This is a genomic window from Aeromonas sp. 603757, assembly GCF_049171255.1.
Classification (GTDB): Bacteria; Pseudomonadota; Gammaproteobacteria; order Enterobacterales; family Aeromonadaceae; genus Aeromonas; species Aeromonas veronii_A.
The window spans coordinates 124,114-136,450 of sequence record NZ_JAAKOE010000007.1 but is presented as its reverse complement, the minus strand read 5'-3'; the positions used below and the strand labels follow the sequence as shown (position 1 = coordinate 136,450).

At 56.1% G+C, this 12,337-nt stretch carries 11 protein-coding genes; 1 reads left to right on the top strand and 10 read right to left on the bottom strand.

The features are described 5' to 3' along the window. Positions 1-8 precede the first annotated feature (8 nt). From G5332_RS09120 to G5332_RS09100, 5 genes are all read right to left on the bottom strand, one after another. Positions 9-1,631 carry an NAD+ synthase gene (locus tag G5332_RS09120; protein WP_421172252.1) on the bottom strand — a complete coding sequence of 541 codons (1,623 nt, stop codon included), beginning with the start codon at positions 1,629-1,631 and terminating at the stop codon, positions 9-11. Positions 1,632-1,704: 73 nt separating this feature from the next. Next, positions 1,705-3,813 (bottom strand): type IV pilus modification PilV family protein, encoded by a 2,109-nt coding sequence (locus tag G5332_RS09115; RefSeq protein WP_421172253.1) that lies wholly within the window; start codon positions 3,811-3,813, stop codon positions 1,705-1,707. Between the two features lie 8 nt (positions 3,814-3,821). Continuing rightward, on the bottom strand, positions 3,822-4,928 hold the full coding sequence (locus G5332_RS09110; protein ID WP_216952861.1) for a PilX N-terminal domain-containing pilus assembly protein: 1,107 nt from the start codon (positions 4,926-4,928) through the stop codon (positions 3,822-3,824). Between the two features lie 4 nt (positions 4,929-4,932). After that, a complete protein-coding gene (locus tag G5332_RS09105; protein WP_216954532.1) occupies positions 4,933-5,520 on the bottom strand; it encodes a PilW family protein in 588 nt (195 codons plus the stop codon). Positions 5,521-5,540: 20 nt separating this feature from the next. Continuing rightward, entirely contained in the window at positions 5,541-6,092 is a 552-nt protein-coding gene (locus G5332_RS09100; RefSeq protein ID WP_216952860.1) for a GspH/FimT family pseudopilin, read from the bottom strand. 95 nt (positions 6,093-6,187) lie between these two features. Here G5332_RS09100 and G5332_RS09095 point away from each other — a divergent pair, with 95 nt between their 5' ends. Continuing rightward, complete coding sequence (locus G5332_RS09095; RefSeq protein WP_100654566.1) at positions 6,188-6,577, top strand: type IV pilin protein; 390 nt, start codon at positions 6,188-6,190, stop codon at positions 6,575-6,577. A 3-nt stretch (positions 6,578-6,580) separates the two neighbouring features. On the opposite strand, the gene tppA is transcribed toward G5332_RS09095, so the two are convergent. From tppA to pilV, 5 genes are read right to left on the bottom strand one after another with little or no spacing between them, the layout of a single operon-like run. Further along, a complete protein-coding gene (tppA, locus tag G5332_RS09090; protein WP_421172254.1) occupies positions 6,581-6,982 on the bottom strand; it encodes a type IVa pilus pseudopilin TppA in 402 nt (133 codons plus the stop codon). Positions 6,983-6,990: 8 nt separating this feature from the next. Next, positions 6,991-10,344: a pilus assembly protein gene (locus G5332_RS09085; protein WP_421172255.1), complete on the bottom strand. Its 3,354-nt coding sequence runs from the start codon at positions 10,342-10,344 to the stop codon at positions 6,991-6,993. A gap of 10 nt (positions 10,345-10,354) precedes the next feature. Further along, complete coding sequence (locus tag G5332_RS09080) at positions 10,355-10,831, bottom strand: pilus assembly PilX family protein (protein WP_123173790.1); 477 nt, start codon at positions 10,829-10,831, stop codon at positions 10,355-10,357. Between the two features lie 11 nt (positions 10,832-10,842). Beyond that, complete coding sequence (locus G5332_RS09075) at positions 10,843-11,943, bottom strand: PilW family protein (protein ID WP_421172256.1); 1,101 nt, start codon at positions 11,941-11,943, stop codon at positions 10,843-10,845. Beyond that, positions 11,940-12,335 (bottom strand): type IV pilus modification protein PilV, encoded by a 396-nt coding sequence (pilV, locus tag G5332_RS09070; RefSeq protein ID WP_421172257.1) that lies wholly within the window; start codon positions 12,333-12,335, stop codon positions 11,940-11,942. The genes G5332_RS09075 and pilV overlap by 4 nt, the downstream gene beginning before the upstream one ends. Between the last annotated feature and the right edge of the window lie 2 nt (positions 12,336-12,337).

The following is a 12,337-nucleotide window of genomic DNA, read 5'->3' as shown; positions in this document are numbered from 1 at the left end:
GTGACTCCTTACCAGTTCTGTTTGCCGAACCCGGATGTAATAGGGTAACGGCGATCCTTACCAAAGTTGCGAGCCGTAATGCGGGGCCCGACTGCCGCCTGACGGCGCTTGTATTCGTTGAGATCCACCAGGCGGATCACCTTGCGCACCACCGCTTCCTCGAACCCTTCTGCCACCATGTCGGCGACCGAGGCATCCTCTTCCACGTAACGCTTGAGGATGGCATCCAAGATGTCGTATGGCGGCAGACTGTCCTGATCCACCTGATCCGGCGCCAGCTCCGCTGAAGGGGGGCGATCGATAACCCGCTGCGGGATCACGTAGTCAACCGAGTTGCGATATTCGCACAGCTTGAAGACCAGCGTCTTGGGCACATCTTTCAGCACGTCGAAACCGCCCGCCATGTCACCGTACAGCGTGGCATAACCCACCGCCATCTCGCTCTTGTTGCCGGTGGTCAGCACGATACGACGACGTTTGTTGGAGAGCGCCATCAGCAACACACCGCGGCAGCGGGCCTGCAGGTTCTCTTCGGTCGTATCGCGAGCGGTACCTTCAAACAACGGCGCCAGCTGGGTCATAAATCCTTCGAACATTGGCTCGATGGAGATGATGTTGAACTCAACCCCCATCCGCTCGGCCTGCTCCTTGGCATCCTCTACGCTCATCTGGGCTGTGTAGCGGAACGGCATCATCACCGCCTGCACCTTGTCGGCACCGATGGCATCGGCTGCAATGGCCAGCGTCAGCGCCGAGTCGATACCGCCGGAGAGGCCCAGCACAGCACCATGGAAACCGTTCTTGGTGACATAGTCGCGCACCGCCAGCACCAGCGCCTGATAGGTCTCGGCCAACGGCTCCAGCGGCGCAGCCGGTTCCCGCTCTTTCACCGGCTGGCCATCAGCAAAACGTACCAGCGCCAGCTCTTCGGCAAACGGGGCGAGCTTATGGGTCAACTCACCCTGGCTGTTGAACACCTTGGAGCAGCCATCGAAAATCAGCTCATCCTGACCGCACACCTGATTGAGGTAGACCAGCGGCAAACCGGTCTGATCGCAGCGCTCAGTCATCAGTTCGCGGCGGATCCAGGGTTTCTCCTGATCGTAAGGAGACGCATTGATGGTGAGCAGCAGATCGGCTCCTGCCGCCTTGGCGGCCAGCGCCGGGCCTGGCTGCCAGAGGTCTTCGCATATGAGCAGCCCTAGCTGATAACCACGGAACGGCACCACGCAGGTCTCGGTCGCCGCGGTAAAGTAGCGCTTCTCATCAAACACGCCGTAGTTGGGCAAATCCTGCTTGAAGTAACGGGCAATCAGCTGGCCCTGCTCATAGAGGGAAGCCGCGTTGTAGAGCGCCTCTCCTTCACGCCAAGGGTGACCCACCAAAATGGCACAGTTGCCCTGCCATTCGGCAACACGAGCCAACGCGGCTTCGACCCGGATCATCAGATCGGCGCGCAGCAGCAGATCTTCCGGTGGATAGCCGGTCAGGGCCAGCTCGGAGCAGACCAGCAGATCGGCACCTTGCTGCTCGGCCTGAGCCGCCGCAGCGAGCACTTTGTCAGTGTTATCTTCGATGGCGCCTACCGTCAGATTCAACTGGGCAAGCATCAGAGAGAGGGCTTTTGCCATGGCGATGCATCTTGTATTCGAAAATGATGGGGAATGATAAAGAAAAGGCGCTGGCTGTGCCAGCGCCCCGGATTCAAGGGGTACAACTTAGATTGGCCGCATTGGTTACACCATTATCCACCAGCAGGGCACAAGGACCACTAATCACCTGACCGTTGGCGGGTGGCGTCATGGCGATGCTGAGGGAAGCTGGTTTCAACAAGTAAGTTTTATTTCCCTGTGCACTGTAGGAGAAGTTCACCACCAAGCTACTATTTTGCGCTGCCGTACAGACATAGGTAGCCGGCTGGTTGTTAGCCTGGGGTTTATCAATACGGCAAGTAGCCCCCGTAGTTGTGGTACTGACATTCAAGCCACCGAAGGTATTTTTGCTGCAAGATACTGGCGCAGTATTGTTGCCATTCCCCTGCTCAAGACACTCGATCCGTCCCGATACCGTGAGAGTTGGCACAGTCTGGGAGCTGGTATCGATCGAGATAGGCATGGTGGCGACCTTGGCCTCACTTCGATCTACCGGTGAGATAAGTGAAGCTGTGATCCCCGAGTTACCTTGGTAGGCCGTCACCTTGATCGATGCACTTTGCAACACGTTGGATGCATCCTTGGTGCTCTTCTTGGCGGACAAATAACCACGGCTGTAGCTACCAAAATAATAGCTGCCAAGATCAACGACTGTCTTGACAGGCTCGTTGGTCACACCGACATAGTCAGAGGCACTGCCAGTCAACTGGCCACTCAATGGCACCAAGCTCCACTCCGCCAGCATGGTCAGATTGATATCCTGAAACGGAACCTTGGCCAACAGATCCTGAGAAGTCAGATCGAGCTTCGAGAGACTGTCCGGCGAGAGCAGATCCACGTAGATACCTCTAGCAATCAACTGGGCGGTCCCCGTATTCATGGTGATCTTGGTGCTGGTATCTCCCCCTGTCGCAGCATTGGCAGGCAACCACTCTGCAAATTCGGTGATCGTCGGCGGCGTGGCCGTGGGGTTTGCGGTCCAGTTGAGGGTGTTTTTCTGCCAGGTGATGTAGGTAGTAACTACGTACTTGATGTAGTTCTGATAGCTGGTCTGGTTTGCGGGCTTGGCAAGAAAATCAGCGCTGGTCACGACAACTTTGATCAGGTTCCAGTCAGGCAGCGGGCGATAGTAACCATCAAGTCTGACAAAGCGGCAGGCATCCACATAATCGCCACTATTGACCGATGAGAGGCCACTGTTGTAACGCAGTCGACTGGTATTGAGTGGAGCGTAAAACTGTTCGAAACTGCTGCCGCTGCCATCGAAATGATCCTTGCAGCAACTGGTGCAGAGACTCGGCTGATCTCTGACACTGCTGTTGAGTACCCCGGTCTGCTTGGTAACCTGGGAGCCCACATTCCAGTACAACAGGTTGCTGCTGGTCAAAATGGCCTTACCGGGCAGGTAGGCATTGACACTCGAGCCATAACTGCAGGAACAGGAGACCGATGCCAGATCCTGCAGCACCTGTTGAGTATTGCCACCATTGTCTGGCTTATAGGTAACAGTCTCGAATTGCACCAGTTTGCCAACAGAACCATCCTTGGAGGTCACGGTGGGCAATGGCTTGCTGGTCTCTTGCTTGCGCCCTTCCTGGTCAATCTGGATGGAAATGACATCGGGCGCGACCCCGGGGGTATAAACCACATGGGGCGGTTCACGACTGGTATCCAACCCCCCGTTAAACTGATTCTGGGTTAATGACTCAACAGGCGATACCGCACCGGAAAGCAACAAGGAATGGGACTGCCCGACGCTGTCGCTCCAACTGACAGTGACATTGACCACCTTTCGGCCAGAATAGGCATGCAAATAACCCGCCGGGATAGCCGTTTGCCAGCCAGAACCATTCCAGTACTGATTGCTGACGGTCCAACTAAGGGCATAAGTCCCACCGCCATCAGGAGGTGTCGCCGAACTGGAACCTGCCGCGATACTGTTATAAGCAGTAAGCGGTGAAACCGCGCTTACCACTCCATTGAAGGTACGAAACGCATCCAGTTTTGACTCCGCCAGACGCATGGCTACCTCATAACGGCGGCTATCCTGGGAGGTATTGAGCAACGAACGAGACATAGCCACCAATCCTGCGACCCCCACTCCCAGCAGAACCAGAGTGATCAAAATCTCTAACAGCCCAAATCCCTTGTGCGGTTTCATACATGCTCCTACCAGTCGCGCCAGCTACCAGGCACCAGATTGATGCTCTGAAACGCAGCCCCATTTTCGATATTGCTCAACACCGCCTGATCATACTTGGCATCAAAGGTACCGTTAGCCGTTTTGCCCAGTTGATAGTTGGCCACCACGGCACCGTTGACGATAGCCCCCCCCTTCAAGCTGATATCAGTAGTCGCCGTAGCAGGCGTGGATGAATAGGCAAACACCAGCCCATAGAGGGTAGCGCTCCCATTGACCATCAGATTGCCATTGCGAACGATGAGTACCACGGGCGCAGCAACCGAGCCGATAGACCCACCCGGTTTGCAGTCTCCATCGACGATAATAAGGCCGCTTGAGGCGGTCGAGAGCGAGTCGCAATTATTCAACCGTTGTACTGCTCGTGACTCCAGATTGGCCCACCCCGTAGCGTCATCATTCTCGTTAAACAGATACCAGACCAGGTCTGTGGGGAATGCCGTATCATTATCTTTGATGTCCGACTGCTTATCACCCTTCTGGCTAATGTAGGTACTGCACCCGCCGCTGTAGTCTCCCTGATGGCAAGTCTGACCAGAACCATTGGTCAAATCCACATTGCCATTCGTCCAGACAGATAACGGAACCCCTGGCCCCCCACCGTTAGGGTTGGCCACCACAGTGAAGTTGCCGGATACTGCCATACCACCGGCAACTGTCAGGGGGGCTGCGGGAGTGCCGGCCAACACGCTTATCTTGATGGCCTTCACCTCAACCTCTGCATTGGCGGTACTGTCCACCAGGGTTGCCATAGTGCGCACTTTAACCGGAACTACGTTCGCCCCACCGACAATCACGGTCGGTTCATCCAGAGCCCACAGGGTATAATTGCCAGCCGAAACAGTGATAGATATACCGCTACTGGGGGTGCGCCAAGCTGCATCCTGCGCAAGCCGTCCGACCCCATCCGAGAGACCCAGCTCGGCCAGTGCCAACGCCTGCCGGTACTGTACTTCATTAAGACTGACACGACGGTCAGCAACCATCAGCTTGCCCACCAGCAAAGAGATGCCAAGCAGGATCACAATAAGCAGCAGCGTAATAGTGAATGTGGTAAAGCCAAGATAACGTTTCATGGCATCAATACCCGTCGTTACGCAGCTTGATATCACGCTGCAAGGTGAGTTTAAGTGCACTATTTGCCTTTAACTGACCCGATATGGCCAAGCGCACCGTTCTCGCGCCAGCCGACGCACTGCTTCCAAGCAGCGAAAAAGTGAGGTCAGTCACCTCAATGGTGTCATCGGTACTGAGTAAATTCCCCGTGCTGCAACTGGTACCGAGCTGCACCCCTTTGTCGGTACTGTCGTAGCTGTAAATAAAGATCTCATTGGCACCGAGGGTTCCATTGTTATCATCATCGTATTTCAGCCGGATACAGCGATAAATCTTGGAACCAGTGATCGTCTCATTCATCAGGTCGCTGCCAGTATCAAAATAGAAGGGGGATCTGGAGCCTGATGCAGCATTGAGAAACACAGTAGCTCCCTGATCGTAACCAGTTCGCTGTACATCACGGGCAATCATGTCCGTGATACTTTGCAACTCCTGATTTAGACGACTTACCTGCATCGATGTTTGATTGGCCTTGAGAATAGTGGCGAACAAGGATGTTACGGCTGCAACCAAAAACAGACCTGCGACCATGGCCACCATTAACTCGACGATGTTAAAGCCTCGTGCTAGACCTAATCGCATGGAGAGCTCCCCGTGACTGGCTCGGTTCTCACTCGCCCATTTGTGGCAATAATAACCCTGTGCTCAGAGGTCCCGTTCTTCAGACAAATAGAACCATTGCCCAAACCGCCACTGCCGTGAAGATCTTTGAATGAGCCTCTACGGTTATTGATTTCAAGAGCATTTTCAGAACCGGATAATTCATAGTTTGTCGTCAGAGTAATGCCGTTAAACTCGCTGGCATCAACGCCCTTGCGACCTTCAATAGCAGAACATGAATCCGAGCAGCTATTACATGCCGAATCAAGAGCGATGCGATAGCACCAATTGGCCTGCCCCGCATTGAATATCTTGAAGATTATCGGTTTATTACGTTTGATAGCCTCAGACTTGAGCAGCATGATATCCGTGTAAACGGCTTGGGTAGCCGCCTTGACTATCTGCTCCTGGCGCAATGACTGATAACTGGGGATGGCTACGGTTAGCAGCAGGGCGACCAGAGCCATGGCGATCATCAATTCAATCATGGTAAAACCGGCTGAGCGCCCCTCTGCGAATTCCATTTGCTAAAGACTCCTTTCTTTTCGCACATGCCAGTAGAGTATGATGTCAGTACTATCCTATAGTATCTATCTGTTTAACGAACCCTGCCGCGCCCATGAGAATCAAACAATCCGGAATCACCCTGCTGGAATTGATGGTGGTCGTTGCCATCGTTGCCATCATTGCCGCTGTCGCCTACCCGAGCTTTACTGACGGTCTGCGTAAATCTCGTCGAGCCGATGCCATCAAGGGCTTGCTGACCATGCAGCTCAAACAAGAAGAATTTCGCATCTCCAATGCCAGTTACAGCAGTGCGATAGCCAGTGTGGGCAACCCAACCAGCGACTACTACACCTTTAGCATTTCTGGCGCCAGCGCCACCGCCTACACACTGGTGGCCACCAGCAAGGGGGCCCAGGTCGGCGACAAGGCCGGCAATACGGCCTGTGATACCCTGACTATCAACAAGGCCGACATCAAGACGCCTGCCGAGTGCTGGAACTGAACGCTACCAGCATTCGGTGGCTGTCATGGTGGCTCGTGATACCCCCTGCAGTCCGCTCTGATCGAGAGTCAACAATCCACAGGGATCGCCATTCATCACACCGGTCGGAATGGCGGTCAGGGTATAACGGGCCCCACTGGCATTGAGCGCTACATTGTAATACGCAGCCCCCCCATCCCTCGGCAGGGTCGCCAAGCCGGCAGAGGCTAGGTTACCGGCGTCGTAATTGCCACTGGCAGTAAACTCCCGCTCCAGATATTGCGCCGCTTCCAGCAACACTGCCTTGGCTTCGGCCCGCTTGGCAGCCGCCATGTAGTTGTTGTAACTGGGATACGCGATCGCGGCCAGAATGGCGACCACTGCGACCACTATCATCAACTCAATCAGGGTAAAACCACGTTCCATGCCAACCTCTACTCCAGTTGCAACCAGGACTGGCGGCCACCCAGATCGCCAGCCCCCTCTTCCAGCGTGACCGAGATATTTCCGCTGGAGCCGCTGATATATTTGCGCTCCATCTCGGCATCTTCCACTACGCTTGGCGTCGTGGTGAGCTCATCAAATTGCTTGCCGCTGACCGGCACCTTGATGTCATTGCCGGCTTCATCCTCGATCGCGACGTAATCATCATCGTTGACGGCCCCGTCGCCGTTAACATCAAACACCGAGTAGGTGAGTCTGGCCCCCGAGATGGGATCCAGCTCCATCAGCCAGGAGCGGCCACCAAAGTCACAGGCATCCGCCGACGGGATCAAGGTATTGAAGATCAATCGCTTATGCCGATAGAGCATCTCGGAGACGGCCCGCTCACCGACCCCCTTGCTCAAGCTTGGCGATTTCAATAGCAGATACCAACCCTTTTGGCTGGTGTAATTGACATTCCGGTTGGAGACAACCCTCACGTTGAACTTGATAGTGGTGCCGTTGGCCACAAACTCATGGGTGATGCTCTGCTGCAACAGCTGGCTACTGAGCACGGTAGCCCCCGTATCCCAGATACCGTACACCGCTTCCAGCCTCGGCGTGGCGGGAACCAGTTTGTCATCATTGGTAAAATAACTGCCAGTCCCCATCATCACCATAACCCCCCCTTTAGGGTGCCGAATAGCCAAAGGACGCATGGTGATCGGCTGACGCGTACCGGCACTGCAGCTGCCATTACAAGCCTGGAACAGCGGCTTGGGCTTGTTGCCCGTTTTCAAAGCACTTCCCCACTGGGCACTGTTTTTGTCAGTCAGATCGAATTTCCACAGATTGCCGTGCAGGTCACCGGCATAGACATAGTCGACAACCCTGTCCCCGTCTTGATCTACCGGCAAGGGGGAAGATAGACCGTTGGGCTCGCTGGAAGACCCTACCTCGGTATCAATCTCTTTGATGATGGCGCCAGTCGCCAGATCCAGCACAAACAGCCTCGCAGTCTGACTGGTGCTGTTGTAACCATTCGCAACCAGAGCAACCCATTTGTTGTCGGCTTTGACCCGCACCAGAGTGGGTGCCGCCAGTGCAACCCCCATTTCGCTATCGGTGAACTCCCACAGCATCTTGTCGGCGGTGAAGTTATCCGGGGCCGTCACATCGATGGCAAATACCGCCTTGCCACCGGCACCGGTGGATCCCAGCAAGATGCTCTTCCAGCGACTGCCCAGATAGGCATCGCCTACCCTGGGCGTCCCATCCACATAGTAGCGATGGCTGTAATTCGGTCTGGTCAACTGATTCAGCTCGCCCAGCAGGCTGGACGGGATATAGGCCAGTCGCTCGACACCGTCGGCGACTCGAAATCCGTGCAGCATACCGTCATTGGCACCGACATAGAGCATGGGTGGGCGCCGGGTAATCGCCGTCGAGCTTAGAAAAGCTTGGTAACCCTCCCGCTCGGTCTGGGTCAGACCGGCTGCACTGCTGTAACCGTAATCACGCTTGCCCACGTAGACGGGATCAGAATTGATGATGTCGCCGAGCAGACCACTACGATTACGAAACGCACCACCATTGCGCTGCTCACCACTGCGATCACCGCGCAGATAGGCGACACGACTTTCTCCCTGGTTGTCACCAGCGACATTGAATAGAGCCCGGTTGGTCACATTCAGCGTATCCCAACGAAAGGGGATGCCGACACCATCTTGCCGGGTGAAGATATTGCGTGCCGAAGGCTCGGGGATCAAGGTAGCGGCATCCCAAGCGATCTCCCCAAGGGTGCCATCGCTGTTAAGCGGGATCGAGACCAGTTGCCCCGACCAGTCGCCGCTGTTGTAGCGGGCTTGGTAGATGTGGGTATTGCTGTCCAGCCGGGTTGCGTTGGCGGTTACCGAGCTGGCGGAGCTGTTGCGCGCTGCGATCTGGGCAAGGGTACTGCTCAGAGCTGCGGCAAAGATATCGGGGTCACCCGCGCTGAAAAAACTGCCCTTGCTGTTGAGTGCCGCGTGCCACAGGTCATCAATCTTGTACTCCGGAATGTAGGTCGCATTCTTGTACTCCTTGTCATCCGGATCATGGGGATTGGGCCAACGGCTCGGGATACCGTTGGCAGGATTGAGGGAACCGTTGACGCCGAGTCCGACGGTAAAGTTGACCAGATGCTGCCAATTGGCCGGATCCGCCGTGCTGGTCGGCACCTTGTTGGCGAGATCGGGGCGCAGATCGGTCTTCCAGTACTGGTAGGCCACATCGGCCAGCGTATTCTCGATGCTATCTTTGTCCTGATCGCCGACCCAGGGAGAATTTCCGTTCCAGTAGCCATCAGTCATCAGGATGTTGTAGCTCTGCCGGCAGGTGAGGTGGGGCAAGGTGCTGCCGGCACTGGCCGCCCAGGGGCCGTTTTTGTCGGTGCGGGAGAAGTACTCCCCCACGTCCTTCAGACTGGTGCGCAGCGGCGTGCCGGCGGCCGGAATATCGCGGCTGTAAAGGTCGCTGAAAAAGGCGCTGCGATCGGTTCCGGAGAAAGGCGCCACCCCGCGGATCACACTGCCGCTAGCGTTGATGGTGGCAAACCCCACCCGCAGGGCCTGCCCTTGGCTGGCAAAGGCACGGCCGACCCCGGCACGAGCCGCTAGGATCCGGGAGCGGTAGTAGGTATACCAGTTGGCAAAGTTCTGGATCTCCTCGTCATAGGTACAAACGGGGGCGCTCTTACAATCACTGCGATTGGACCGCCCGCCATAGGTGCTGCCGGACTTTATCTCGACCCGGGTATAACTGCTCACTTTCTTCACGTCACCACTGCCCTTGTAGGCAAAGTAGACGGCTGGCCAGAAGGTCTCGTCATCGTTGTAATCGGTGGAAGAGAATCCGGTGTAGTAACGCAGGGACTTGGAGCGGTTGTTCTTGGTCAGGTCACGACAGCCGGCGGCGGTATTGAAGGGGTTGTGCGGTGCACAGCTGATGCTGGCATTCGCCATCGGGGTACCATCCGCCTTGGCCCAGGGCCGATAGCTCTGCTGCGGGTTGTAGTAGAGTTTGTTGTTGTTGCTTGAGCGGGTATAGGCATTGCGGTCGTTATTGCTGGTGAAGGTCACGGTCCGGTTGTCATAATCCTCGCTGCCATAGACATTGTCGGCTCTGGGGTAGACGTAGCGAGCGCTGTTCTCGATCAACCCCTCCGGCATCAACTCGAAATGCATCGAGCCTGAATCATCCAGGGTAAACATGATATTGGGATCGGCCCGGGTGCCGAGATAGAGGGGAACCTGGGCAATATCGAGCGCCGCCTGTGCCGAAGCACAGCAGAGCATCACTGAAAGGCCAAAACCAAGTTTGCCCATACACCGCCTCCTAGCGACTATAGGTCGATTGCAACAGCACCCGGCTCTCGTCAGAGAGACCAAATCCCCTTGCAGTAATACGATATAGACGACGCTCACTGATGGGCTCATCGACTGCCAGATCCTCGCTCCCCCCCTGGGTATAGGGCAACCGTTCGATAAAGTATTCGGGAGCGCGCCCCGCCAGACCACTGTTGGTATAGGTACGCCAGGCGGTCGAAGGGGAGGCAGGATCCACCGCGGTGTCGATAAATTCATACAGGCCCGCGCTGTTGTCATAGGGACCCGAGTTGCCAGCCTCGATATAGCGCTCGGCAGCGCGCAGGCCCGCTTCTGCCGCCTGCAATGCCTGCAGTGCCTCTTTCTGGTTACCCGCCATCTTCTCTTGCAACTGCGCCCCACGCATGCTGGCCATACCCAGCAGGCTCACCATGACCAGAAAAATCAGGCTGATCACCAGCGCCATCCCCTGCTGTCGATCCATCATGACTGGGCTCCTCAAGGTAGCCGATTGCGCAGCGCAACTGTGGTTTCGGCGACCCAGTACCAGTTGCGATCGGTCGCCCGGAAGGTGGTTCCGGCAAAGCTAAGGGCCTGCGGAGACGACACCACATTGCCTTGGTTACTGCGCATAAGAAGCTGTACTCCAATCCCCAGTACATTGTTCCAGTTTGGATTGCTGGCGGCGCTCACATAGCGATCTGCCGCCCGATCCCGGTTCTGATCCTCGCCGAATGTAAGTTGCATATTGGCCACCCCTTCGATAAGGGGCATACCTGCAGCCACCCCGTTCTTGCGATAAAGCGCATAGGGGCTGCTGGCTGAGGGGCGGGCGATATAGTAGAGACGGGTTTCCACCCTGTTCACGACCGAGCCAAGACCAAACCGCTCCTCGGGTGGGCTGCTGGCCCCCCCCCAGGAACTGCTGGCATTGCCTGGCGTATATTTGTTGTCATTGGAGTGGACGATATTGACCTCACGCCCCCCTGCCACGCCCTGTACTTTGGTGACCTGAAATATTCTGGCCTTCTGACAGTCGGAGACCATGACGATATCTCCCTCGCACAGATCGCTATAACCCTGTGCGCCGGAACCACAATAGTCGGCCTTGCTGGATAGCTGCTGCACAAACAGCTGGGCGGCACTGTTATGATTATCACGACTGAGCGGAACCCCAACCCCAACCGGCCCCTGAACCAACAGGATATCGCTACCCGGCATGGGTCTGGGCTCGGAACCGCTGAACAGAGCAGACAGCTCGGCTGGCAAAGTGGACGTCACATTGTCGTAACCACGCAAAAAGGTGGTGAAGTTGTAGGGCAGTGCCGTACTGTTATTGAGGGTATTGGTGATATTGACCCCCTGTTTGCTGAGACACCCCTGATAGCCCACCATACGCAGCTCTTTTTGCAGCAGATTGGTGGCAAATCCGCTATCTTCCCGCACCCGGGCAATGGCCTCGCCAGTGAGATAGGTTTTGTGATTGCCGAGAAACACCTGAATCATGACCCCCACCGTTATCAGCGAGAGCACCAAGGCGATCATCACCTCGACCAAGCCGATCCCGTGCTGGTGTAGCGGCAAACCGCTCCTGCTCATAGGTCCGTCCTCAGGATCATGCTGCGCGACGCAGGATCAGTCGACAGCCGACTGCTATCCCACTGAATAGTGATGGTGGCCCTTCCGGCACTGACCGATACGGCGCCATCGCCACTTGGTAGCTCGGCTACGACCCGCTTCCAGTGTTGCAGATCCTGAACCGCCATAGAGCTACCCGAGACAGTTTCGCCCAAGTCGATATTGTATTGCCCGTTCAGAGCCGCGCTGCGATTAGCCCGCATCATGTCGTTGATCATGTATGCATACTGGGTCGCCTCGGTACGCGTCAGCGCCGACTGGTTACTCTTGAGAGCCTGCAGTTGCAGAGTCGCCATGCCCAGAATACCGATGGAGAGCACCAGTACCGAGATCATGATTTCAAGCAGTGACAAAC